The sequence below is a fragment of the Agrobacterium sp. DKPNP3 genome (assembly GCF_052686535.1).
Genome location: NZ_JBQYSN010000039.1, coordinates 1 through 23,989, shown reverse-complemented (window position 1 = coordinate 23,989; position 23,989 = coordinate 1). Strand labels below are relative to the sequence as shown.

General features: G+C 59.3%; 23 protein-coding genes and 1 tRNA gene. 15 read left to right on the top strand and 9 right to left on the bottom strand.

Annotation, left to right across the window (positions count from 1 at the left end):
- Nucleotides 1–61: 61 nt before the first annotated feature.
- Both ACUTJJ_RS12730 and ACUTJJ_RS12725 read right to left on the bottom strand, forming a co-directional pair.
- The gene (locus ACUTJJ_RS12730; protein ID WP_296069173.1) at nt 62–544 is read right to left on the bottom strand and encodes a DUF2269 family protein; all 483 of its coding nucleotides are present in this window, start codon (nt 542–544) and stop codon (nt 62–64) included.
- On the bottom strand, nt 544–1,830 hold the full coding sequence (locus ACUTJJ_RS12725) for an SDR family oxidoreductase (RefSeq protein WP_296069176.1): 1,287 nt from the start codon (nt 1,828–1,830) through the stop codon (nt 544–546). Before ACUTJJ_RS12725 ends, ACUTJJ_RS12730 begins: the two co-directional genes overlap by 1 nt.
- 124 nt (nt 1,831–1,954) lie before the next feature.
- On the opposite strand from ACUTJJ_RS12725, the gene ACUTJJ_RS12720 reads away from it, so the two are divergent.
- Complete coding sequence (locus ACUTJJ_RS12720; RefSeq protein WP_144577439.1) at nt 1,955–3,082, top strand: ATP-dependent DNA helicase; 1,128 nt, start codon at nt 1,955–1,957, stop codon at nt 3,080–3,082.
- Here ACUTJJ_RS12720 and ACUTJJ_RS12715 read toward each other — a convergent pair whose 3' ends face one another.
- A complete protein-coding gene (locus ACUTJJ_RS12715) occupies nt 3,083–3,784 on the bottom strand; it encodes a MerR family transcriptional regulator (protein WP_296069183.1) in 702 nt (233 codons plus the stop codon).
- A gap of 228 nt (nt 3,785–4,012) precedes the next feature.
- On the opposite strand from ACUTJJ_RS12715, the gene ACUTJJ_RS12710 reads away from it, so the two are divergent.
- Nucleotides 4,013–4,768, top strand: a complete 756-nt coding sequence (locus tag ACUTJJ_RS12710) for a pyridoxine 5'-phosphate synthase (RefSeq protein ID WP_445542406.1) — start codon at nt 4,013–4,015, stop codon at nt 4,766–4,768.
- A gap of 168 nt (nt 4,769–4,936) precedes the next feature.
- Nucleotides 4,937–6,202, top strand: coding sequence for an NAD(P)/FAD-dependent oxidoreductase (locus ACUTJJ_RS12705; protein ID WP_445542405.1), 1,266 nt, complete (start codon nt 4,937–4,939; stop codon nt 6,200–6,202).
- A gap of 222 nt (nt 6,203–6,424) precedes the next feature.
- Here ACUTJJ_RS12705 and ACUTJJ_RS12700 read toward each other — a convergent pair whose 3' ends face one another.
- Nucleotides 6,425–7,471, bottom strand: a complete 1,047-nt coding sequence (locus ACUTJJ_RS12700; RefSeq protein WP_144577447.1) for an NAD(P)-dependent alcohol dehydrogenase — start codon at nt 7,469–7,471, stop codon at nt 6,425–6,427.
- A gap of 180 nt (nt 7,472–7,651) precedes the next feature.
- Here ACUTJJ_RS12700 and ACUTJJ_RS12695 point away from each other — a divergent pair, with 180 nt between their 5' ends.
- From ACUTJJ_RS12695 to ilvC, 3 genes are all read left to right on the top strand, one after another.
- Nucleotides 7,652–8,557, top strand: a complete 906-nt coding sequence (locus ACUTJJ_RS12695; RefSeq protein ID WP_063949263.1) for an AraC family transcriptional regulator — start codon at nt 7,652–7,654, stop codon at nt 8,555–8,557.
- 227 nt (nt 8,558–8,784) lie between these two features.
- On the top strand, nt 8,785–9,438 hold the full coding sequence (locus ACUTJJ_RS12690; RefSeq protein ID WP_063949262.1) for a TetR/AcrR family transcriptional regulator: 654 nt from the start codon (nt 8,785–8,787) through the stop codon (nt 9,436–9,438).
- Between the two features lie 49 nt (nt 9,439–9,487).
- Nucleotides 9,488–10,507 (top strand): ketol-acid reductoisomerase, encoded by a 1,020-nt coding sequence (gene ilvC / locus ACUTJJ_RS12685; RefSeq protein ID WP_063949261.1) that lies wholly within the window; start codon nt 9,488–9,490, stop codon nt 10,505–10,507.
- Between the two features lie 127 nt (nt 10,508–10,634).
- On the opposite strand, the gene ACUTJJ_RS12680 is transcribed toward ilvC, so the two are convergent.
- A complete protein-coding gene (locus ACUTJJ_RS12680; protein ID WP_209087637.1) occupies nt 10,635–11,084 on the bottom strand; it encodes an RbsD/FucU family protein in 450 nt (149 codons plus the stop codon).
- Nucleotides 11,085–11,357: 273 nt separating this feature from the next.
- Here ACUTJJ_RS12680 and ACUTJJ_RS12675 point away from each other — a divergent pair, with 273 nt between their 5' ends.
- The 5 genes from ACUTJJ_RS12675 to ACUTJJ_RS12655 all read left to right on the top strand — a co-directional run bounded on the left by ACUTJJ_RS12675 (nt 11,358) and on the right by ACUTJJ_RS12655 (nt 17,801).
- Nucleotides 11,358–12,602 carry an aminotransferase-like domain-containing protein gene (locus ACUTJJ_RS12675; RefSeq protein WP_445542404.1) on the top strand — a complete coding sequence of 415 codons (1,245 nt, stop codon included), beginning with the start codon at nt 11,358–11,360 and terminating at the stop codon, nt 12,600–12,602.
- Between the two features lie 311 nt (nt 12,603–12,913).
- Nucleotides 12,914–13,897 (top strand): ABC transporter substrate-binding protein, encoded by a 984-nt coding sequence (locus ACUTJJ_RS12670; RefSeq protein ID WP_445542403.1) that lies wholly within the window; start codon nt 12,914–12,916, stop codon nt 13,895–13,897.
- Nucleotides 13,898–13,906: 9 nt separating this feature from the next.
- A complete protein-coding gene (locus tag ACUTJJ_RS12665; RefSeq protein WP_445542402.1) occupies nt 13,907–15,601 on the top strand; it encodes an ABC transporter permease in 1,695 nt (564 codons plus the stop codon).
- The gene (locus ACUTJJ_RS12660; protein WP_445542401.1) at nt 15,589–16,617 is read left to right on the top strand and encodes an ABC transporter ATP-binding protein; all 1,029 of its coding nucleotides are present in this window, start codon (nt 15,589–15,591) and stop codon (nt 16,615–16,617) included. Before ACUTJJ_RS12665 ends, ACUTJJ_RS12660 begins: the two co-directional genes overlap by 13 nt.
- Before the next feature lie 74 nt (nt 16,618–16,691).
- The gene (locus ACUTJJ_RS12655; RefSeq protein WP_144577457.1) at nt 16,692–17,801 is read left to right on the top strand and encodes an endonuclease/exonuclease/phosphatase family protein; all 1,110 of its coding nucleotides are present in this window, start codon (nt 16,692–16,694) and stop codon (nt 17,799–17,801) included.
- Nucleotides 17,802–17,830: 29 nt separating this feature from the next.
- On the opposite strand, the gene ACUTJJ_RS12650 is transcribed toward ACUTJJ_RS12655, so the two are convergent.
- A complete protein-coding gene (locus ACUTJJ_RS12650) occupies nt 17,831–19,570 on the bottom strand; it encodes a diguanylate cyclase (protein ID WP_445542400.1) in 1,740 nt (579 codons plus the stop codon).
- Nucleotides 19,571–19,781: 211 nt separating this feature from the next.
- Between ACUTJJ_RS12650 and ACUTJJ_RS12645 the strand changes: the two genes are divergently transcribed.
- Nucleotides 19,782–19,857, top strand: a tRNA-Thr gene (locus ACUTJJ_RS12645).
- A 75-nt stretch (nt 19,858–19,932) separates the two neighbouring features.
- Here the strand turns inward: ACUTJJ_RS12645 and ACUTJJ_RS12640 are convergent.
- Genes ACUTJJ_RS12640 through ACUTJJ_RS12630 form a run of 3 tightly spaced genes read right to left on the bottom strand, consistent with a single transcriptional unit; the run spans nt 19,933 to nt 21,882 of the window.
- A complete protein-coding gene (locus tag ACUTJJ_RS12640; RefSeq protein WP_445542399.1) occupies nt 19,933–21,192 on the bottom strand; it encodes a site-specific integrase in 1,260 nt (419 codons plus the stop codon).
- Nucleotides 21,189–21,431, bottom strand: coding sequence for a winged helix-turn-helix domain-containing protein (locus tag ACUTJJ_RS12635; protein ID WP_445542398.1), 243 nt, complete (start codon nt 21,429–21,431; stop codon nt 21,189–21,191). Before ACUTJJ_RS12635 ends, ACUTJJ_RS12640 begins: the two co-directional genes overlap by 4 nt.
- Nucleotide 21,432: 1 nt before the next feature.
- The gene (locus ACUTJJ_RS12630; RefSeq protein WP_445542397.1) at nt 21,433–21,882 is read right to left on the bottom strand and encodes a hypothetical protein; all 450 of its coding nucleotides are present in this window, start codon (nt 21,880–21,882) and stop codon (nt 21,433–21,435) included.
- Nucleotides 21,883–21,933: 51 nt separating this feature from the next.
- On the opposite strand from ACUTJJ_RS12630, the gene ACUTJJ_RS12625 reads away from it, so the two are divergent.
- The 3 genes from ACUTJJ_RS12625 to ACUTJJ_RS12615 all read left to right on the top strand — a co-directional run.
- Nucleotides 21,934–22,371 (top strand): hypothetical protein, encoded by a 438-nt coding sequence (locus ACUTJJ_RS12625; protein WP_445542396.1) that lies wholly within the window; start codon nt 21,934–21,936, stop codon nt 22,369–22,371.
- Between the two features lie 384 nt (nt 22,372–22,755).
- Nucleotides 22,756–23,358, top strand: a complete 603-nt coding sequence (locus ACUTJJ_RS12620; RefSeq protein WP_445542395.1) for an acyltransferase — start codon at nt 22,756–22,758, stop codon at nt 23,356–23,358.
- A 79-nt stretch (nt 23,359–23,437) separates the two neighbouring features.
- The coding region (locus ACUTJJ_RS12615) for a glycoside hydrolase family 108 protein (protein WP_445542394.1) at nt 23,438–23,989 on the top strand (552 nt) is incomplete at its 3' end.

The window sequence follows — 23,989 nt, the reverse complement described above, 5'->3', positions numbered from 1 at the left end:
GCCACCCGCCGGTTTATTCCCGGCTCAACGTCGCTTTTTTCAGTTTAGTCATGTCGCCGCATCAGCCGAACAGGGGAATATCCGGCTTGGTGAGCATCAGCCAGATGATGCCGAGGACTGCAAAGAAGGCGGGGAAACCGCAGGCGAACCAGATGCGGTAAAGGCGGAACCATTGCGCTGGCAGGGCCTGTCCCGTTGCGGCGCAGTCACGGGCGATATTGCGCAGCCTTATCTGGATCCACACCACCGGCAGCCAGAAAATGCCGGTGAAGACGTAGAGGCCAAGCGAAAGGGCTATCCAGCCTTCGGTGAGCGGCCAGCCGATGATGCGCGCCAGAAAATAACCGGTCACTGGCTGGATGATCGCGGCGGTGGCGGTGAAGATCGTATCGGCAATGACGACCGTGCCGGCTACATGCGCGATCAGTGCCGGGTTTTCCGTTCGCCGCGCCATCACCATGAAAAAGGCGATGCCCGCGCCGGTGCCGAACAGCACCGTTGCGCCGATGACATGGGCGAGCCGCAGCAGTTCCTCAAGCGTCATCAGCGTTCATCCAGTGTGGCGAGGGCAACGAGCGTCAGGGCGATGGAAGGCAGGACCTTGACGAGAGGGCCGAGCGGATCGAGCCACAGGCCCGGCTCCAGCAGGCTGCCGCCCGTCAAGTAGGCTGCGCTGACGAGCAGCATGCCGATAAGTGCCTTTCTGGCGAGCGGCCGCCACAGGACGGCGACGCCGAGTGCGATATCGACGAGGCAGGTGGCGAGTGTAAGGGTGATGGCCGGCGCCTGCGGCATGAAGGCCAGAAAATGCGCCGCTGCTTCGTTTATATTCAGCAGCGGTATGAGGCCGGACAACAACCAGAACAAAGACAGGCAGAGAATGACCAGCGGTTTCAGCAGATAGGATCTGGCAAACCACAGGTCCTGCACGCCGGAAGGGTTAGCGGTCAGCGTCTGCTTCAGCGTCTTGAGCGATGTCATCGTCGGTTGCGCCTCACTCTCCGCGACGATGCCTTCAGACATGACCGTCATGGCGGTTGAACGCAGCGGCGAGCGCCAGCCGAGCCTGCCTGCGGCGTCCGCGAGAAAGCTGACAGGTCGTGTGAGGGCCGCCGGAAGATCTACGACAGGGGCGGGAGGTAGGCCAAGCCACTGCCGGTGCGTGGTCACCATGTCCTGCAATGTCAGTGTTTCCTCTGCGGCGAGTTCGAGATCGCTGCCCGGCGGAACTTCGCCATCGATGGCCGCGCAAACGGTTGCCGCCACATCATCGACCGCGACCGTTCGAACGGGCATCGCACCATTGACGAGCGGCAGCACAAGCGGACAGCCGGCAAGCGCGCGGACCAGCGCCGTGCCGCCATGGGCATTGCGACCGACAACGAGGGCCGGGCGTAGAATGACGTAAGGCAGGCGACTTGCGGCGAGCGCCTGATCGGCATGGCGTTTGGTGGCAAGAAAGGGCAGGTCGGCCGCGGCGCCCGCCGTGCGGGCCGATATCTGGATCACCAGCCTGCCACCCGCCTGCGCCGCCGCCTCGTAAAGCGCCAGCATGGCTTTTTCCTGCGTCGCTGCAAGGTCATCTGAAAGACCGTCCTGAAGCGCGCCGGCGCAGTTGACGATGGCGTCGTGATCCCCGACCAGCGCGTTCCAGTTCGATGCCTGCGTCATGCGGGCGAGATCGGCGGAAATCCAGGTCACAAATGGCCATTTGTCGGTGGCGCGTGTTACCGAACGTGCCAGACCAGTGATGGCGTGGCCTCTGCCGTGAAGGCTACGCACCACCTCCGAGCCGATGAAACCTGTCGCGCCGAGAATCAATATCTTCATGCGCGGCATGATAGCGGCCGTGATTTAAAAACCAGCCCTGTTTTATTGCCGCATTCTCATTGCGCGATTCATCTTTCGTTCTTTTTCTGTTGCGCATCAGGCTCGAATCCTGCGATGAGGGCGCATGTTATTTTCACCGCAACAGGACGAAGCGCTCAAGGCGGTTTCCCGCTGGCTGAAGGAAGGCCGCACACCGGTTTTTCGGCTGTTCGGTTATGCCGGGACGGGCAAGACGACGCTTGCCAAACATTTTGCGGAGAATGTCGATGGCGAGGTGCTGTTTGCAGCCTTCACCGGCAAGGCGGCGCAGGTGCTGCGTTCACGCGGGGCAACCAATGCCCGCACCATCCATTCGTTGATCTACCGCCCGCGTGGCGAGGAAACCGTTGAAGACGAGGAAACCGGCAAGACCTCGATTGCGCCGATGTTCTCCATCAACCGCCAGAGCCCGCTCGCCAAGGCAGCACTCATCATCATCGACGAATGCTCGATGGTGGACGAACAGCTCGGCAAGGATCTGATGAGCTTCGGCACGCCGATCCTCGTACTGGGCGATCCCGGCCAGTTGCCGCCGGTTTCGGGCGGTGGTTTCTTTACCGAGCAGGAGCCCGATTATCTTCTGTCGGAAATCCACCGCCAGGCGAAAGATAATCCGATCATCCATCTTGCCATGGATGTGCGCGAGGGCCGGGAGATCATGCGTGGCGATTATGGCTCCGCGCAGGTGATTTCAAAGTCTGAAGTGACGCAGTCGCTGGTGCTGGAGGCCGATCAGGTGCTTGTCGGCACCAACAGGACCCGCCGCCGCTATAATCAGCGTCTCCGCGAGCTCAAGGGGTTTTCCGCCGATTATCCGCAATCGGGCGACAAGCTGGTCTGCCTGCGGAACGATCCCGCCAAAGGCCTGCTCAACGGTTCGCTCTGGCAGGTGATGAGCTCGTCGCGCGAAACGGTGAAGCCCGGCATTAACCTGATGATCCGGCCTGAAGACGACGATATGGATCGCGGCGCGGCCAAGATCAAACTTCTGAAGGCGGCGTTTGAGGATGTCGAGACCGAAATTCCGTGGTCGACCCGCAAGAGATACGACGAGTTCGATTTCGGCTATGCACTGACGGTGCATAAGGCGCAGGGTTCGCAGTGGAACAATGTGGTTCTGTTCGATGAGAGCTATGCTTTCCGCGATTCCCGCGAAAGATGGCTCTATACCGCCATCACACGCGCGGCGGAAACGCTCACCATCGTCCGTTGATCAGGCGCGGATGACGCCGAGCAGGACCGCCTTGGCGACCGCCTGAAAGCGATTGCTGGCGCTGAACTTTCCGATGATCTTCGCCTCAAGAATATTGAGGTCGCTGCCGGAAAGACCAAGGGCGCGGGCGAGCCTGACAGGCGCGTACCCCTCCGCCATCAGTTCCAGGCATTTGCGCTCGGCCTCGCTCAGGGCGATTGTCGTCGTCGGCGTTCGTTCCGCCTCCTCGTCGCCCTCCGGATCCTGATCACCGGCAACGAGAAACTCCTCGATCTGCTGGGCCTGCCGCTGAAGGGTCGAAAGCTCGGCCGTCAGCTCCCGCTTTCGCTGGCGAAGCGCGGTGTGAAATACCTCATCCGCCTCTTCCTGCGAGACAGAGCGGCCGAGTTTCTCCATGATTTCGGTAATGGTGGCGACCGATATGCCGACTTCGCGGCACACATTGATGACGGCCATACGCTGGACGTTGCGATGGGTATAGACCCGCATCTGGCCCACGCGCCTTGAGGTCAGCAGGGCCTTTTCTTCGTAAAAATGAAGTGTCCTGTGGGTGACGCCAAAAATGTTCGCCATGTCGGCAATGGGGACTGGCTCGGCGGGCAGTGAAGAGGGTAGGCTGACATCGGGTAAAAAACTGCTGAACCTTGAATTCGGTTTGTCTTCGTCGCCGTTGCTTTTGAACGGCAGCCGCCCATCCTGCATAGTCTCCCCCTCGCGCTTTCCGGCAGTGTGCTGCCTTCCAGGGCATCCGCGACCTGTTCCCTCAGACGGACGCCCTTCTGATCATGACTTATTTTCAATGCTACATCAGGGCCGTAATGCTCGTTTGCGTGATTTCGTTCCCACCGGAATAAAAAAATTGCCAGCCTTCTTGCGAATGACTTCAAGCTGCGGGAAACAGGGGTGACGTCCGAACCGGAGCCTCGTGCCATGCCCGCAAAACTTTCCGTTAATCTGAACGCAATCGCCATGTTACGCAACCGTCGCGATCTACCGTGGCCAGACGTCGCGCATTTCGGGCAAATTGCACTCGCTGCGGGTGCAAGCGGGCTGACTGTACACCCGCGGCCGGATCAGCGCCACATCCGTTTTTCCGACTTGCCGGTGTTACGGGCGCTTATTGACGATCAGTTTCCCGAAGCAGAGTTCAACATCGAAGGGTATCCCACCGAAGATTTCCTCGTTCTTTGCGAACAGACGCAGCCGGAACAGGTGACGCTGGTGCCGGACGACCCGTCTCAGGCGACATCCGACCACGGTTGGGATTTCCGCACGCACGGCATTTTCCTGAAGGACGTCGTTTCACGTCTGAAAGCCGGCGGCATGCGCGTATCGCTTTTTGCCGATGGTGATGGAGAACGTGAACCGGTGGAGCTGGCGGCGGCAACGGGCGCGGCGCGCATCGAACTCTACACCGGCCCCTACGGCGGCTGCTTTGACGATTCGCAAAAGGCCGATATGCTCGCCGAAAAGCTTGGACAGACAGCCGAACACGCCAGGGAGGTCGGCCTTGCGGTCAATGCCGGGCATGACCTCACCGTCGCAAATCTGCCCAAGCTTATGAAATATATCCCATATCTCGCCGAGGTCTCCATCGGCCATGGTTTGGCTGCTGACGCGCTGGAATATGGTATGGCTGAAACAGTCCGGCGTTTTCGGCAGGCCTGCGGTCAGGCTATTTCATAACCAAAGCCAATTTTTTGCCCTATGCTTCGTCTTGCGCATGCTCCGTGCGCGAGACGGCGGATAGATCGGAACCGGTTCCGCTGATCTCAGTTTTGTTTTGAGGATCGGGTATTCGAAGGCCGCACTTTACGTGTGGTCGGAAGCTCCGGCTTTGGAAGGCATAGACATATGAACGACCATCATGTTGTCGTCGTGGGTGGAGGCTTCGGCGGCTTGCAACTGGTACACGGGCTGGAGGGGGCCCCTGTCCGCATTACCTTGATCGACAGGCGTAATCACCATCTGTTTCAGCCGCTGCTTTATCAGGTGGCGACAACGGCGCTGGCGACATCCGAAATCGCCTGGCCGATCCGTCACCTTTACCGTGACCGCGCGGAGGTCAGAACCCTGCTCGCAGAGGTAACCGGTGTAGACCGGGCCGCCCGCACCGTGCATCTGAATACAGGGCAGGCGATCTCGTTCGATACGCTGGTGCTGGCCACGGGTGCCCGCCACGCCTATTTCGGGCACGATGAGTGGGAGCGTTCTGCGCCAGGCCTCAAGACGCTGGAAGATGCGACCACGATCCGGCGTCGTCTGCTTCTCGCTTTCGAGCGCGCAGAACTCGCCACCAGCGAGGAAGAGCGTCAGGCGCTGCTGACTTTCGTCATCATCGGCGCAGGCCCGACCGGTGTTGAAATGGCGGGCATGATTGCCGAGCTCGCCCACAAAGCCCTGCCGGCGGAATTCCGCAATGTCGATACGCGAAGGGCGCGGGTGCTGCTTGTGGAAGCTGGGCCGCGCGTTCTTCCCGTCTTTACCGAAGATCTTTCGGCCTATGCAAAGTCCGCGCTCGAGAAGTTGGGCGTCGAAGTCCTGCTCGGGACGCCGGTATCGGCCTGCACGGACGAGGGAGTGACGGTGGGTGAGACCCATTACCCTAGCCGAACTGTCGTCTGGGCCGCAGGCGTTCAAGCCTCTCCCGCCGCAAAATGGTTGGATGCGCCGTCGGACAGGGCAGGGCGCGTGGTTGTCGGTCCGCAACTCACCCTTCAGGACGATGCGGATATTTTCGTGATCGGTGACACCGCAGCCGTCAATCAGGAAAATGGCAAGCCGGTGCCGGGCATTGCCCCCGCCGCCAAGCAGCAGGGCGCCTATGTGGCGAAGGTCATCAAGGCGCGACTTTCCGGCAAACCTTCACCGGCGGCCTTTCGCTACAGCCATCAGGGCAATCTCGCCACCATCGGCAAACGCGCGGCGGTGATCGATTTCGGCAAGTTCAAGCTGAAGGGCGTGGTGGCATGGTGGATTTGGGGGCTCGCCCACATCTACTTCCTGATCGGCACGCGCTCGCGGCTCGCCGTGGCGTGGAGCTGGCTGTGGATTTATCTGAGCGGCCAGCACAGTGCGCGTCTGATTACCCAGAAAGAGACGCTGAAGGATGAGGCGTGAGCGTCGCGGCGGAAAAAAAAGGGGGGAGGCACCGGCTCCCGCCCTTGATCTACGCAACTACCCAACCGTCTCCTCCGTCCTTCCGGGTTTTGTCCGGCATCCATCCACGGCGCGTCTGCGCCGTGAAGAGATTGTTTTGCGATCAGGGACTTGATCGCGCTGGACCCGCATCAAGTCCGGGGTGACGGCGTGCCGATGTAGCGTGTTTGCCTAGTCTAACGCTTAAGCGTCAAGCGAGGCCATGTCGATGACGAAGCGGTAACGCACGTCGCTCTTCAGCACGCGCTCATAGGCTTCGTTGACATCCTTGATGTCGATCTTTTCGATCTCCGACACGATGTTATGCTTGCCGCAGAAATCCAGCATTTCCTGGGTTTCCTTGATCGAACCGATCATCGAGCCAGCGAGTGAACGACGGGCCGGAATGACCGAGAAAGCATGAACCGGGATCGCATGTTCCGGTACGCCGAGCAGAACCATCGTGCCGTTGACCTTGAGCAGGTTGAGATAGGCGTTCCAGTCGATTTCGGCGGAGACCGTGCACAGGATCAGGTCGAAGGTACCCGCGAGCTTCTCGAAGGTCGAGGCGTCGCTGGTGGCGTAATATTCCTTCGCACCGAGCTTCAGGCCGTCTTCCTTCTTGGAGAGCGTCTGCGACAGGACGGTGATCTCAGCGCCCATGGCCGAACCGATCTTCACACCCATATGGCCGAGACCGCCCATGCCGACGATCGCGACCTTTTTACCGGGGCCGGCATTCCAGTGATGCAGCGGAGAATAGAGCGTGATGCCGGCGCAGAGCAGCGGCGCTGAGGCGTCGAGTGGCAGGTTTTCCGGGATGGCGAGGACGTAATCCTCGCGAACGACGATATGGTCGGAATAACCGCCCTGCGTCGCCGTCTTGCCGTCGCGTTCGACGGAGTTGTAGGTCTGAACGAGGCCCGGCATATACTGCTCATTGTCGACATCGCGCGTGGCGCAACCGACACAGGAATCGACGAAGCAGCCGACGCCGACATGGTCGCCGACCTTGAACCGGGTGACCTTGGAGCCAACGGCGCGCACGACGCCGGCGATCTCATGGCCCGGCACGATCGGGTAGACGGCATTCTTCCATTCGTTTCGGACGGTGTGGATGTCCGAGTGGCAGATGCCGGCATATTTGATGTCGATGACGACGTCGTCATCATTGGGCTCGCGGCGTTCGAAAGTGAACGGGGTAAGCGGCTTTGACGCATCGGTCGCAGCGTAACCTCTAGCAATTGCCATCTGAATATCCTTTCGGAAGTTTGGGGACGATGGAATATGCGACGGAAGATGCTGAAGCCGTTAGAGCGATCCTCCGAGCTTTTTGCACGATCCTGCAAAAATTGACTGTCCGTCTCTTTGCGAAGTGCATTAGGCATTCTAGATAAACAAGGCTTTCTCCTCACTTGAAGGGTATCCCTCATGTCCCTGCCGTTCAATCTCTATCAGGAGATTACCTCGATCGCCGCGCGGCACGCCACAGCCGATGGCGAGGTGAGGACTGCCATCGATTCTCTCGGGATCAGTCGGCGCACCACCCCCAGCGCACCCTGCCACGGGAGCTATCGTCCCTGTTTTGCGATGGTTATTCAGGGCGCTAAGTGCGTTCAGCTGGGGACGGACACCATCAATTACGGGGCGGGCGACTATCTGCTGACCTCCCTCGACCTGCCTGTCGCCTGGCGCGTGGTGGAGGCGAGCCAGGAAGTGCCGCACTTTTGCATCTCCCTTGCAATCGATGGTGAAAAACTGCTCGATCTCATGCGTCGCGTGCCGATCGATCCACCCTCCGAGCCGGTTAATGCGCAACGTGGCATCGTCGTGAACGCCGCCACGCCGGAGCTTCTCGACGCAGCCGTCCGGCTGTTGCGTTTGCTCGATCGTCCCACCGAGATTGCCGCGATGGCGCCGCTGATCGAGCAGGAGATTCTCTACCGCATTCTTACAGGGCCGGCAGGTGGCCAGTTGATGAACATCATCGCGGCGGGAAGCCCGGGCAACCGCATCGCCCGCGCCATCGCCTGGCTGCGCGAAAACTTTGCCCGCCAGTTGCGGGTGGAGGAACTGGCCGAACAGATCGGCATGAGCGTGTCTTCATTCCACCATCACTTCAAGACGATTACGGCCATGACGCCCGTGCAATATCAGAAGCAGCTTCGTCTGCATGAGGCGCGTCGGCTGATGCTGCTGGAGCGGCTGGATGTCGGTACTGCCGGCCACCGCGTCGGCTACCAGAGCCCCTCGCAATTCAGCCGTGAATACAGCCGCTTCTATGGTATGGCGCCGTCGCGAGACGTGGATGTCTCTCGCGAGCTTGCTGCAGGGTAGGGTGCGGCGCCGATATAGGCGCCCGGCAGGGTAGAGAGGGGTAAAGCCTCAGGCGCCCACGATCCACTGTGAGTGACGATCACGCCGGAAGCAGGTCATCCCACGCTGCACCGCACCAATTCTTCTCCGTCCCCGAAGAATCCGCTTGACCCCAACGCCGCCTCCGCTTAAATGGCGCTCGAACCGTACCGTACGGTACATCAATCGAACCTCTGGAGTGGAAAGACTTGGCTTCCGACCCGATCACAGCGCAGGAATTTTCGCCGCGCCAGAACGCCGTTCTGGACCAGGCGTTGCGTCTATTGGTCGAGGGCGGAGAAAAAGCGCTCACCACGTCGGGCCTGGCGCGCGCCGCCAACTGTTCCAAGGAAAGCCTCTACAAGTGGTTCGGTGATCGTGACGGCCTGCTTGCTGCGATGATCACTTTTCAGCAGAGCAAAGTCCGAACCTTCGAGAAGGCGGGGGATCGTGTTTCCGCGCCGCAGCTTGCCGATCACCTCGAGGTTTTTGCACATGATCTGCTGGATGTTCTGGCGGGCGACGTGTCGCTGGCGCTGAACCGCCTTGCCATCGGCCAGGCCAGCCGGGACGGTTCGAAGCTCGGTGATCTGCTCCTGGAGCGCGGTCGTCGACAGATCGACCGGCGCGCGCGGGGACTAATCGAGGCAGGTCGCCGTTCCGGCTACTTGCGTTTCGATGATGCCGAAGAGGCATATCGCAGTTTTTACGGCCTTATCGTTTCGGATCTGCATGTGCGCATGCTGCTGGGCGAGGCGCCGGAAAAGGATTTTTCCGCCCGGGCAAAGAAGGCTGTCATTGCCTTTCTGACGCTCTACGGGACGGAAAAGGTACATTCGGAACTGGGCGGCAAGGTCGCTTGAGATTCCGGTCCAGACAACTGAGAGACAAGCATTAGGGAAGGACCATCAAATGCGCGTTTATTATGATCGTGATGCGGATCTCAATCTCATCAAGGCGAAGAATGTCGTTATCGTCGGTTACGGTTCGCAGGGCCGCGCCCATGCGCTGAACCTGAAGGATTCCGGCGCGAAGAATGTCGTTATCGCGCTCAAGGCCGGTTCGCCGACCATCAAGAAGGCTGAAGCCGACGGCTTCAAGGTCATGACCGTTGCCGAAGCCGCCAAGTGGGGCGACCTCATCATGATGGCGACGCCGGACGAGCTGCAGGCCGACATCTACAAGGCCGACATCGCCGGCAACATCCGTGATGGTGCCGCGATTGCATTCGCCCACGGCCTCAACGTTCACTTCGGCCTCATCGAGCCGAAGGCATCGCTTGACGTCGTCATGATCGCACCGAAGGGCCCCGGCCACACGGTTCGCGGCGAATACCAGAAGGGCGGCGGCGTTCCCTGCCTCGTTGCCGTTCACCAGAACGCTTCCGGCAACGCCCTCGAACTCGCGCTCTCCTACGCCTGCGGCGTTGGCGGTGGCCGTTCGGGCATCATCGAAACGAACTTCAAGGAAGAGTGCGAAACCGACCTCTTCGGCGAACAGGTCGTTCTGTGCGGCGGTCTCGTCGAACTTATCCGCGCCGGTTTCGAAACCCTGGTAGAAGCCGGTTACGCGCCTGAGATGGCCTATTTCGAGTGCCTGCACGAAGTGAAGCTGATCGTCGACCTGATCTATGAAGGCGGCATCGCCAACATGAACTACTCGATCTCCAATACGGCCGAGTGGGGCGAATACGTTACCGGTCCGCGCATCATCACCGCGGAAACCAAGGCTGAAATGAAGCGCGTTCTGCACGACATCCAGACCGGCAAGTTCACCTCGGACTGGATGCAGGAATACCGCTCGGGTGCTGCCCGTTTCAAGGGCATCCGGCGCATGAACGACGTTCACCAGATCGAAGAAGTCGGCGCCAAGCTGCGCGGCATGATGCCCTGGATCGGCAAGAACAAGCTGGTCGACAAGGCCGTCAACTAAGCTTCATCGCTTGGTGGAAAATATTGCGGCCGGGGCGAAAGCTCCGGCCCTTTTCGTTTGTCAGGCGCGAGTGGTTGACGACAGCGCACCCGAACTCGTATGCGCCGTTTTCACCAGCGTCGGTCTCTCACTTCGGCGGAATGACGCCCTTGGTCAGCAGAAAGCAGCCATAAAACCGGGTTTCACCCGTCGTGATGACGCAATAGGCCTGCTTGGCTTTTTCGTAAAAGGCGAAGCGTTCGATGCCATACATGGGGGCTGATTTTCCCTCGGCCGCGTCGATTTCCTTCTGCACTTCGGCCTGCACCGGTTCCAGCTGATCGGGCGCACCCATCACTTCCATGCGGCCGACCGAGGGCTGCAGCGGGGTGTCGAGCGGCAGCACGGACAGGATTGCTTTCATGGCGCGGGCGGCCGAGACGTTGTCGATATGCAGCACTTTCCCGACCGCTGTGTGGCGAGCCACCGAGTCGGAGGGGAAGTTGGTGTCGGAGATCACCAGCGTATCACCGTGACCCATGGCGCGCAGCGCGTGCAGAACGTCGGCGTTTAGCGCCGGGTCAATATTTTTCAACATGTCTTCTAACTCCCATCATCCTCATGCCGTCCGCGGCACCGGCGCGCAATCCAGCCGGAAAAGCGCGCGGCGTCAATCGCAAACGGAAGATTGTTAAGCCTTCCCAGAGGGTGTATCTGGCTTTGTCCGCGAAATCGGCCTCGATTGAGCCCAGTTGAGCGGAATGTGCAGGGAGGCAGAAATAATTCGAAAAACTGATAAGTCAGTATTGCTGACGTATCGACATTTCTGTAAAGATGCACGCACAAAAACGACACAAGAGGAAACGTACCCATGCTCAATTGGGAACAAATTTTCGCCACGCGCTCTTCGCGCATGAAAGCGTCTGAAATTCGCGAGCTGTTGAAGCTGCTCGAACAGCCTGACATCATTTCCTTTGCCGGTGGCATTCCGGACCCGGCTCTTTTCCCCGCAGAGGAGTTCCAGCAGGCTTACTCGGAGATTTTTTCCGGCGCGCAAGTCAACGCCGCACTGCAATATTCCGTGAGCGAGGGTTACAAGCCGCTGCGCGAATGGCTGGCGGGCGAAATGGACAAGATCGGCATCGAATGCACGGCCGACAACGTCTTCATCGTTTCCGGTTCGCAGCAGGGGCTCGATTATCTCGGCAAGCTGTTCCTGTCGCCGAAGGATACGGCGCTGGTGACCTGGCCGACCTATCTCGGCGCGCTTTCCGCCTTCAACGCCTACGAGCCGAATTACGATCAACTCAATCCCGGCGGCAACCGCACGCCCGAGACCTATCGTGAGACGGCCGCCAAGCTTGGCGGCGCGGTGAAATTCGCCTATCTCTCGGCCGATTTCTCCAATCCGACCGGCGAAACCGTCGATCTTGCCGGCCGCGAAAAGGTTCTGGCGCTGGCCGACGAGCTTGACATCGCCGTCATCGAAGACGCTGCCTATCAGTCGCTGCGTTACGACGGCGAAGCGGTTCCGCCCATCATGGCGCTCGACATTGCCCGTTCGGGCGGCATCGAGAACACCCGCACCATCTACTGCGGCAGCTTTTCGAAGACGCTCGCCCCCGGCCTTCGCGTGGGTTACATCGTTGCTTCCGCGCCTGTTATCCGCAAGCTGGTGCTGATGAAGCAGGCCGCCGACCTGCATTCCTCGACGATCAACCAGATCGCCATCGAACGCGTCGCGTCACGCGGTTTTGACAAGCAGGTGGCCAAGATCAAGGCAGCCTACAGCGCGCGTCGCGATGCGATGCTGGCGGCGCTGGAAAAGTACATGCCGAAGACGACCAGCTGGACGAAGCCGGAAGGGGGGATGTTCATCTGGGTGACGTTGCCGGAAGGCATGGATGGTGCAGCACTGCTCGCCAAATCCATCGCCACGGAAAAGGTCGCTTTTGTTCCCGGCCGGGCTTTCTTTGCGGATGGTTCGGGGACAAACACGCTGCGCATCAGCTTCTCCTGCGCCAACGAGGCGATGATCGAGGAAGGCATGAAGCGCCTTGGACGGTTGATCGCGATGGCTCAGGCAGAAACGGCTGAGGTGGTCCCGGCGACTTGAGGGGGTGTGTAACTTATTGGTAGCGACGGAGGGTGCGGCTTCACCCCCCTCTGTCCTGCCAGACATCTCCCCCTCAAGGGGGGAGATCGATTTGCGGGTAGGCCCCCGCCTATCTCGACGCTTGATAATGAAGTGCGGACAAGGCTTCTTGCTGATCTCCCCCTTGAGGGGGGATGCCCGGCAGGGCAGAGGGGGGTGGCCGCGGTCTCAACCCTTGCCGATTGAAGATAACGGTATCAAAATCCTGCCTGTCACATACATGTTATGCAATCATGTTTAAGCGGTCCCATGAAACAACAGGGACTGGATCCATGAAAACGCTGCTCTCCGCTTTCACCGCCATCGTATCGCTCGGCTTCATCGCCACCGCGGCCAATGCCGCCGATCTGGTACTTTATACCAGCCAGCCGAACGAGGACGCGCAGGCGACTGTTGATGGGTTCAAGGCAGTCAATCCGGGTCTCGACGTCGAATGGGTGCGTGACGGAACGCCGAAGATCATGGCCAAGCTGATGGCCGAGATCAATGCCGGCAATCCCGTTGCCGACGTCCTTCTGATCGCCGATACCGTGACGCTGGAGCGCATGAAGCAGGCCGGCCAGCTTCTTGCCCACAAGTCTGCCGAAGCCAAGAATATCGATGCCTCGCTTTATGATGCGGACGGCTATTATTACTCTACCAAGCTCATCACGACCGGCATCATGTACAACAAGGCTGCCGCGATGAAGCCTACGAGTTGGAAGGATCTGGCCAAGGCGGAAGCCAAGGGTCTGGTCACTATGCCGAGCCCGCTCACCTCGGGTGCCGCACTGATCCACGCGCAGACGCTTGCCGCCGCAAACGGCCTCGGCTGGGACTACTACAAGCAGCTGAAGGCCAACGAAGCCATCTCCGGCGGCGGCAACGGTGCGGTTTTGAAGTCCGTCGCTTCGGGCGAAAAGGCTTACGGCGTGGTCGTCGATTACATGCCGATCCGCGAAAAGGCCAAGGGCGCACCGGTCGAATTCGTTTTCCCGGAAGAGGGCGTGTCGGCCGTCACCGAGCCGGTCGCGATCATCAAGGGCACCAAGCATGAAGAAGCGGCCAAGAAGTTTGTCGATTACGTGCTTTCGGAAAAGGGCCAGCAGGGCTTCGTCAAGCTCGGTTACATCCCCGCGCGTGCCGACGCCGGCATGCCGGAAGGTTTCCCGGCCCGCGACAAGATCAAGGTTCTGCCGCTCGGCGCTGCCGATGCACTGAAGAACTCCGAACAGGATCTGAAGACCTTCTCCGATATCTTCGGCTCCAAGGGCTGATAGTTCGGAATGACCCGTTCCAAGGCTTATGGAAGCAGCCAGCCGCGCTGGCTGTTTCCCTTTGTGGTGAGTGTCGTTTTTGCGCTGAGCGCCCTGCCGCTCGGCCGGCTCGCCTATACCGGCATCATCTCGTCACTGAATGGTGACATATGGCGGCTTCTCGCCGATCCGGCCCTTTGGGATGCGGCGCTGAATACGCTCTCCACCTCGTTCTTCGGCATGCTGATTTCGCTGGCGATTGGCGGCTCATTCGCGCTTTCGCTGACGCTGTGTGACATCCGCGGGAAGTCGATTTTGAGCTTCCTGTTCATGCTGCCGATGATGATCCCGCCGCAGGTGACGGCGCTGTCGTGGATCGGCATGACCGGCCCGTCGAGCACGCTGTTGAAGGCGATCGGCCTTGCGCCGGCGATGGGCTCGCCGCAGCCGCTTTATTCCATGGCCGGCATCGCGTTGTTGCTCGGCGTGCAGCATGCGCCGCTCGTTTATCTGTCGCTGCGCGCCGGACTGCTCGCCTTGCCGCAGGACGGCATCGAGGCTGCCAAGCTTTCCGGTGCCTCGCCGCGCCGCGTGCTGTTCGATATTATTCTGCCGCTGTCGACGCCGGGATTGATCGCCGGTGCGGCAATCTCCTTCGTCTCCAATGTCGGCAATTTCGGCATTCCGGCGATCCTCGGCATCCCCGCCTCGATCTTCACTCTGCCGACACTGATCTACAGCCGTTTTGCCAGTTTCGGCACCAGCACATTCGGCGATATCGCGATTCTCTCGACCATGATCGCTCTCATTTCTGTGGCCGGGCTTGCGTTGCAGGAACGGGCGATGAAGGGCAGGGACTATCGCATCATCGGCCTTTCCGGCAAGGCGGCGACTTTCGGGCTGGCGCGGTGGCGTGTGCCGGCAGAGCTTGTCCTGTGGCTTGCGCTGTTCTTCATGCTGGTCGCGCCGTTGACGGCGCTGGTGGCGAGCTCGCTGGCCCCAGCCTATGGCGTGCCGCTCAGCCTCAAGACCGCAACGCTGCATGCCTATGAGGAGCTACTGTATCGGCAGAGCGTCACCCGCACGGCCTTCCGCAATTCGCTGTTTCTGGCGACAGTCACGTCATTGGGCCTATTGGCTGTAACTGTGCTGACGGCTTATTTTCTGGTGCGCGGCAAGAGCCGTTTCATGTTCCTGCTCTCGGCGCTGGTGGATATCCCCTATGCCCTGCCGGGCGTGGTGATTTCCGTTTCCTTCGTGCTGCTATTCGCAGCCCCCATCCCGCTGCTGGGCTTCACGCTTTACGGCACGATCTGGATCATCCTGCTCGCTTACTTCTCCTCCTTCTTCGCCGTCAGCCTCAAGCCCATGGTCAGCGCCTTCCTGCAATTCGATCCATCGCTGGAAGAGGCCGCAAGGCTCTCCGGCGCCGGTTTCTGGCGGCGGCTCCGGGATATCATCTTGCCGCTGGTCGGTCCTGCGGCCGGTGCTTCCGTCATTCTCGTCTTCCTGATCGCCTGCAACGAGCTGACGGTGTCGGCGCTCCTCTGGTCCGCCGGTACGCAGACGCTTGGCGTGCTCATCTACAATCTCGATGACAGCGGCAGCTTCGATCTCGCCTCAGCACTTTCGGTGCTCGTCGTCATCATGGTCATTGTCCTTATGCTGTTGCTCGAAATTCTGGGGCGCTATCTGCCAAAAGGAGTCGTTCCGTGGCGAAACTGATCCTCAACCGCCTCTCTAAAAGTTTTGGTGCGGGAGCGAAGCCCGCCGTGGACGATGTATCGCTAACGGTTCGCGAAGGTGGTTTTCTCGCTTTGCTTGGGCCTTCCGGCTGCGGCAAAACGACGGTGCTGCGCATGATCGCCGGTTTTGAACAGCCGACCGATGGTTCCATTCTTCTCGGCGAGCGTGTGCTGGCCGATGCCGGCAGCATGGTGCCCCCCGAGCGGCGTAACATGGCGATGGTGTTCCAGTCCTATGCCCTGTGGCCGCATATGTCGGTTGCCGACAATGCCGGATATCCTCTCAAGGTGCGCGGCATTTCGGGGGAAAAGTACCGCCAGAAAGTGCGTGAGGCGCTCGCCGCTGTCCGTCTCGAAAGCTTCGCGGATCGCCGCCCCGCCGAATTGTCCGGCGGCCAGCGGCAACGCGTGGCGCTCGCCCGCTGCCTCGTGACCGAACCTGACGTGGTGCTGCTCGACGAGCCGCTCGCCAATCTCGACCGGCACCTGCGCCAGGAGATGGAGGAGACGTTTCGTGATTTCCACGTCCGTTCCGGCGCAACGATGATCTATGTCACCCATGACCAGGCCGAGGCCATGGCGCTGGCGACCGATGTCGCCGTCATGTCGCAGGGCAGGCTGCTGCAGGTCGCCGCGCCGGCGGAGCTTTATGCGCGACCGGAGGGCAGGCTGGTCGGTTCGCTGGTGGGGCAGGGGGCGATCCTCAACCTGTCGGTGCCGGAAGGGGGCGAGCGCGATCTTGATTGGGCGGTGCTTCGGGCGGCGATGGAAGGGGTCACGCAATTGCCTCAGGCGGATGTTCTCGTGCGGCCGCAGGATGTGTTGCGGGATGCGGAAGGCATTGGCTGCACGGTGACGTCGGTTCTTTATGAGGGCGAACGATATGCTCTGCGTCTCGATCTGCCGGATGGGCAGGTACTGAGGGCCTATTCGCGCGAGACGGTGACCGTGGGTGACAAGTTTCCGGTTGCCATTCGCAGCGGGTGGCGGCTTTAGAGCGCACGTGTCCCGAACGCTGGAAAGGCGGAACGACACCAGCTAAGCTGCGGCCGTAGCAATGGGATTGATTCATGTCGCTTCGGCTTGCCACCTTCAATATCGAAAACCTTCTCACCCGTTTCGATTTCACCGGCTTTCGCAACCAGACGCGGCGCGACAGGGCGATGCAGCTTTTCGATATCCGCGATGAGGCCACCTATCAGGCGCTCGAAAGCGCGCGGATGGTGTCATCCACCGACGATACGCGCCAGCTTTCGGCGCTCGCCATCGCGGATGCGGATGCCGATATTCTCTGCCTGCAGGAGGTCGACAACATGGCGGCGTTGCAGGCCTTCGAATATGGTTATCTCTACCGCATGGTCGGCAACGGCTACATGCAGAAATATCTGGTTGAGGGCAATGACAGCCGCGGCATCGATGTCGCCGTCGTGATGCGTGAGGAGACGCGAGACGGCGACAAGATCGAAGTGGTCGACATCAAGAGCCATGCGGCGCTCACCTATCGCAATCTCGATCTCTTCAGTCCCGAGCTGGCGACGACAAACCAGATCGACGACAAGATTTTCAAACGGGACTGTCTGGAAATCGACCTGCGGATCGGCGGAAAGCCGCTGACGCTCTATGTCACCCATCTTAAATCCATGACCAACTCACGGGACGCGGTGGATGCTAGGCTTGGCACCATGCCTGTTCGCGAGGCGGAAGCCCGCGCTGTTCGCCGCATCATCGAAAATCGCTGGGGCGTGGGTAACACGCATAACAAGAATTTCGCGATCTGCGGCGATATGAACGACTATCAGGAGCGCGTTGCGATTTCCGGCGACAGGCGCAACGGTTACAGTTTCACGCCGATCCGGGAAGAGCTGAGCGCTCTCGATATCTTCACGGCCGATGGTTTCGTCGTCAATCCGATGACGCGCCGCGACGTCATGGATCGCTGGACGCTCTACCATTCGCGCGGGCCGCAGGAGCAGCATCTTTGCCAGCTTGATTATATCTGGCTTTCGCCGCGTCTGGCGGAAACGAATGCCACCCATGTTCCTGAAATCATTCGAAACGGCCAGCCCTTCCGCACGGTCTTTCCGCCGGGCCAGGAGGTGGAGCGCTATCCGCGCACCGGCTGGGATCGTCCGAAGGCTTCAGATCATTGCCCTGTGGTCATGACGCTGGATCTGGTCTAGCGGATATTCCATCGGGCCTGCATTATCGCTTAGCCGTTTGCGACCTTTGGGAAATAGGTCGCCCAGACGCGGTTTCTGCCGGCGCGCTTGGCCTCATAGAGCCTGTCGTCGGCTATGGCGATCAATTCATCCCAATTGCCAATGGCGCGTGCTTCCTGCCAGACAACACCAAAACTTGCAGTCAGCGATAGACCGCTCTGTTCATCGATGATCTGAGCTTCGATCATGCGGCGAAGCCGATCGGCGGTGGCGGTGGCCATGGCGTGGCTGACATCCTGCAACACGACGACAAATTCCTCACCGCCATATCGCGCCAGAATGTCGCCGTTGCGCAACGCGCTTTTCAGAAGGCTCGCGGTCTTCTGCAGCGCGAGGTCGCCCATGGCGTGGCCGTAGCGGTCGTTGATGGATTTGAAGTGGTCGATATCGACGATCATTACGCCGAGCGCCGGACATTGCTCGCCGCTGCTCAGGATGGAGCGGACCGATTTTTCCAGCGCGCGTCGATTGAAGACACCGGTGAGGGCATCGGTTTCGGAAAGGGCACGCAGCTGCTCGGCCAGCGCACGTTGCTGATCCTCCATTTCAACTTTCTGGCGGAGCTGTTCACGCAGGAAATCAAGCTCCTGGAACATTTTTTTGACCTCCGGCGCGACACCGTCCTTATGGTCGACTTCCGAAAGGTCGCCGGCGGCTATCGCCGCTATCTGCGCACGCACGGACTGCATCGGCTGGAAGAGCGCCGTTCTGTAGACCCAGGTCAGGCGAAGTAGGACCAGAACTGCAATGAGGGCAAGAAGCAGAGACGATGCGCCGTAGACCAGCGCTCTTTCCTTGTTGTTTTCGATCCTCGCCCGTGTCTCGGAGAGGATGAGGTCGCGCAGCTTGTCCGAGGAGCGCATGCCCTGAATATAGCTTTCGGAGAATTCCCGCACGCTCGGACGGGCAGAGGGCATCACGATGGCAATCGTGTTCTGTGCGTAGCGAAGCGCCTGACCGAAATAGTAGGACTCGAATTCACGGAATGCGGCATCCAGACGCGGGGTCGACAGATAGGCAGCCGTGTAGTTCCACAGCGAGGACTTTATCAACAGCAGGCTTTGCATCTCCGTATCGAATTTTGCGCGATAGCTGAGCGTGTCCTGCCGGTTAGCCTGCATGCTCATGACGACATAGGAGCCGAGGCGGCCGATCCTGTCACGCATCACACCGGCCGTGCCCGTCATGGCAACGTCGATCGCTACGTCAGGCGTTTTGGTTATGATGGCGCGGGCGGCCCTGCCGCGCAGCAGGTTCACACTATCGGCGGCCTTGAACATCGACTGGATGGCGTTCGCCATGGCGCTATAGCTGCGTGCCTGAGGGGAAAGAGCCGCGACTTCGTCCACGAGCCGGCGCGATTCAGCAAGCCTCTGGCGGGTTTCGAGCAGCGATTTTGCAAAGCCGGGTTGCATCTTGATTTCTTCGGCGAAGGACGTCTCGACTTGGGAAAGCTTGTCGTCCGTAGCCTTGCGCGCAGCGGCAAGAGCGTCGATCAGCTTGGCATCCACTGAAGACGCCGCCATCAGATTGTTGGCGGGGCCACGCTCGGCCGAGACCAGCCAGGCCGATTGAAGCGCGGTTTCAAAGCGGACAAGTTGCTGGGCGTTTGTCCTGTAACGCAGGTAGTTGGAAACGCTCGGCAGCGCGGCAAGGGTCGCCAGCAATATGGCGCTGACGGCGATGACGATAGTGCCGGTCAGTTGGATTTTCTGTATGCTCGCGCGCATCGGATGCGTATTCTCGCTGGAATGGTTATGGTGCATGGCCATTTTAGCAACGCTGCGTAAACACTTCGCTTATTTTGTCGTCTTTGATCCAATAGCGATCACGCCGCGGAAAGGCGTAGGGCCGGGTGTGGAAAAGAGCGCGTCTGGCTGCCCGGACACAATTTTCGCTTTACACCAGGTCAGAATCTGATAGTTGGCAAGGCACTGGCTTGCCCTTGTAGCTCAGTTGGTAGAGCACCTGATTTGTAATCAGGGGGTCGCGGGTTCGAACCCTGCCGGGGGCACCAGTAAAATCAATCACTTAAACGTCGTTTTTCTCTCAAGACGTTCTTCGCGTTCTGACACGCGTTCCTCAGGTCTGTTTACGCCCCGTTCTTGTCGTTGCGCGATGCTACGCGCAACTTTGCGACTTGGCGTGTCTTCTCCAACGTGGTGCGGTTATACCGCTGCCTGGTCTGCGCGTTTTTGTGGTTGGCGTGATGGCGCAGATGTTCGAGATCGGCACCCGCGTCAGAGCCTTCCGTTACGCCACCGGCACGGCTATCGCGGTTCCATACCGACTTAGGAATACCTGCCTCAGTTGCCAGAGCGCGCCAGACATCAGCGAAGTGACGACGGCGGTAGGGCAGGCCGGTGGCCTCGCATTTGATCATTGGCCCGATCCGGCTCGACGCCGGGAATAGATCGAGCATGTACTGCAGGAACGGATATTCCTTCGTGTCATGCTCCGCCGTGACATCATCAACCTTCGTCGTCTGCTTCCGCAGGATGCCATTCTGATCGAGGTTCGCCCAGGTGAGGCCGTCGCGCCAGCGCTGGCCACGGTCAAGGATGCCGCCGCCGGTCTGGTCTGCATTCTTCTCCCATATCCCGATGACATCGACCTGTCGCAGTGTCAGCTCGAACTGCAGCGCCTGTGCCAGCGCCATTGAGTGCATGCCCTTGGCAATGGCCAGATTGCAGATCGCCTGCACCTGCTCGAACGTGATCGTTTCGGTTCGGGCCTTCGGGACCGGGAAGCGCAATTCTTCCAGAACATTCTTGAGCCGGTAGCAATCGCTGATGTCCGAAACGACGCCGAATCCTATGACGATGCGCAACACCTGCATGCACTGGTAGGCACGTCGTAGGCGCTCCGGGTTAGGCGGAAGGATGACCCCGTTTGCCTTTGCCTCGGCACGCGCCTTTGCCTGCTTCTCGGTGTCCTCTGCCGGGGAGCCCAGGTAGGCGAACCACTGCTTGATATCGAGGCCAGTCACCTTGTCGAGCCGACGCATGCCGCACGCCTCGTTCAGGACATCGAGCGCATAGTCGTACATCTCGCGTGTCTTCGGACTGATGTCGAAATAGCCGGATGCCTTGTTTGTCCGGTACATGCGGATCAACGAGCGGAGTGTGCGATCGTACTGAACCGGCGCGCTGATGCCTTTCTCGGCAAGCCACTGCTTCAGCTCGGATGTCAGTTCGCGGCACTTCGCCTCGATCTCTTCCATCGATCCATGCACGCGCACGGTTTTCAGCGGGAAATCGCCCGCCTTTTTCGAGACGGCCGATGCCACCCAATAATAGGCGGTCGTTCCGTCCTTTCGTGGCTTGCTCTTCAGGCTGGTTATCGTTTTCATGGTTCTACCTCATCACGCGCCGTGATGGCGCTGTCCGATCCTGACGCGAGTCCGGCACGTCGATCAAGAAAAGCCTGAATTGCCGGCCAGTAACGGCGCTCTGCAAAGTGCGGGTCGGGCTGGGGGAAACCTGCCCGCTGCAACGCCGGCAGCGCGGTCTTGAACTGGTCGGTGTTGAGGCCGATCCGCTTTGCGATCTCGGACTCGGTGAGAAATAGGGTGTCGTTTTTGGCCGTCACGTCAGCCCTCCTGCTTTGCGGGTGCCGCGGCGAGAGGCATCCAGTGTGAAGGTTGAACTTCTATCTGGCGCATTTCATACTGGCATTCGTCAAAGCGTTTGCCTTTGTAAAATGTACCGACTGCGAACCACCGACCGTTCCACCTGAACTCGTCGCCGGTACTTCGGTCGTTTTCAGGCCCCCAAGCTAACCGGCAGAAGAAATAGTTTTCTTTGACCTTCGGCGCGGTGCTGATGTCCTGCCACCTCGCCACGTCCTGCACCTGTGCGGAGAGGGCAGCGCGAGACAAGAACGCAGCAAGTACATCCAAATCTATGCCAATACGCCGATCAGTTCCTACCGTCAGTTTGCCGTCTTGCACGACATAGCCAAACCGCTGATCTTTGATGCCTGCGAGTATGTCATCGGCAGTCAACGCCTTCACGGCCACGGATGGCGCGGTTTCCTTCACGCAGCTTTCGTCACATTGACTTGGATGGATTCAAGGGCAGTTGTAGTTCTGGTGGACCACACCGCTGCGGCTAACCAAGATGCCAATGTGAAGTTCATGAGCGCCATGTCACTAAATGCGCGTGCAGAAATCGGATTGGATTTTGCAGACTCCACAATATTGATAGGCGCTATCCGGATGAAAGCGGGCCAGCCAATTCTCTTTGATGCTGGGAACGTCAATAAGCTTTTCTTCGACGGTTCCGGTTTGGCGTATCAATCTGGGAGTGAAGTCAAGGCGGAATTGCTAGGAACTGGCGCTATTCGGTTGGCGGAGGCGGTTGAAATTAGCGGCGTTGGCTTCAACGTTGGAACGAGGACGGCGACACTTGGGAGTAATCTTCCGGGTACTTCGACGGTGAATAACCCGACACGCTGGATTGCATCTCGACTGAAGATAGATGGCACATGGATCGAAGGCTACCAGCCATTCTGGCGAAAATCAGATTGATAGACCTGGAGAACACAAATCAAAATTGATATTGCGGCCGAAATTCTTGATTTTGACGGAAACCCTGTTCCTTTTTTGGTTCAAAAGGAAGAGCGTGACCCGAACGGCAGGGTCATTACTCCTCAAGTTGTTCGCACAATGACAATGAGAGACGTGTGTTTAAACGCAGTTTTGAACACGACTGAACGCGACCAGGGGTTGACGGGCGCTCAGCGGTTTGAATTAGGTGAATTGGCCCGAGCCGTTTCTCGCGCCGACCATGATCTCACCGCAGAACAGTTTGCGAAGATCAGGGAGAGGATTGGAAATTTCTGGGGGCCTCTTGTGGTAAATCAGGCGTGGTCCATCATGGGGGACGGTACGCAAACTTAATGGGTGGGGGAAATGCCTATAGATATTGATGACCGCGGCAGGGGAAATGTCATCGAATTCAAAGATGACTTTCCTCAGGATCAAAACTTGTTCGTCCGCTTCTTAGGAGACAACAACACACTCCGCGTCGGAGATCATTTCAAAGCTCGATCCGCTAAAATTGTCTTTGGTGAGGAAAGTGTCATTGAAATTGGAGATGATTGTGCGCTGGGGGCGGCTGAGTTTTTCGCTGATAAAGGCGCACAAATTCGCGTCGGCAGTCATAGCTCCTTTAACTCTACCTGCCAGGTGAATGCTCATGAAAAGAGCACAATCTTGATCGGTGTCGGCTGCTTGTTTGGGCAAGAAAATTTCATCTCATCAAGTGATATGCACTCGATCGTAGACATCGTGACGGGAAGGAGGATCAACCCTGCGAAAGATATTACTCTTGGAGATCGGGTATGGGTGGCGAAGTCTTGCCACATACTGAAGGGGGCGTCTATTGGGTCCGGCTCCATTCTGGGGGCGGGGTCAGTTTTGACAGGTAAGGTGCCAGACAACTGCTTGGCAGTCGGCTCTCCGGCGCGCGCTGTTCGAGAGGGTGTAACGTGGGATCATAGGCTCATTGTCTAATATTATGATGCTTCTCTCAGTGCTTTGCGGTTGGTGAGCCTAAAGCGGATTATCCCGGCATCAAATCGAGGGATGCCGGATGTCCGACCGTTTCACCATATACCACAACATCACAGCCAAATGGGAAGGCGGGTGCAGCAACCACAAGGCTGACCCCGGCGGCAAGACCATGTACGGCGTTACCGAGGCTGTCTACCATGCATGGCTGAAGAAGCGCGGTCTTAAGGAAAAGCCAGTCCGCAACATTTCGATTTCGGAAGCGCTCATCATCTACCGCGAGCAGTATTGGAATCCGACTGCTGTCGAGTTTCACCTGTTCCCTGGCGTCGATCTGGCCGTGTATGACGCTGCGGTAAATTCCGGCGTCTCGCGCGGCATCAAATGGCTGAAGGCTGCGGCGGGCAGCAATGATCATTCCGAGACGGTCAAGCGCATCTGCCGCGCTCGCCTTTCCTTCATGCAGTCTCTCGCGATCTGGAAGCAGTTCGGCAAGGGCTGGGGCCGTCGTGTCGCTGACATTGAGGCCAAGGGCGTTGCAATGGCGCTCGCCGCCATGGGCGTGTCTGAGGCCGCGGTGAAGGTCGCAGCGAACAAGGAAGCTGAGGCCGCCAAAAAGCAGGCCAGCACGGCG